Genomic DNA, 306 nt, shown 5'->3' with positions numbered 1-306 from the left:
GCTGTTGATCGGCGCGGGCAACCCCGGTGGCGCGGTCAATCTGGTGCGCAAGCGGCCGACCGCCTTACCGCAGTTCTCGATCACCACCCGCGCCGGCAGTTGGGACCAGTACCGGGTCGATCTGGATGGCAGCAGCAAGCTCAACGACTCGGGCAGCGTGCGCGGGCGTTTTGTCACGTCTTACGAAGACCGTGGATACTACATCGACGGCCTGAAAAAGACTGCGCCGCTGTTGTACGGCATTCTGGAAACCGACCTGAGCGAAGACAGCACGCTCACGCTGGGCCTGCGCCATCAAAGCGCGGA

Annotated in this window: 1 pseudogene; it reads left to right on the top strand. The window is 63.4% G+C overall.

Annotated elements, in window-relative coordinates:
• Positions 1-306 (top strand): annotated as a pseudogene (locus ALO43_RS15560) (TonB-dependent siderophore receptor); the annotation flags it as partial.

The organism is Pseudomonas tremae, from assembly GCF_001401155.1.
Taxonomy (GTDB): Bacteria; Pseudomonadota; Gammaproteobacteria; order Pseudomonadales; family Pseudomonadaceae; genus Aquipseudomonas; species Aquipseudomonas tremae.
The sequence above is the reverse complement of the archived record's forward strand: the minus strand, read 5'-3'. Positions and strand labels throughout refer to the sequence as shown.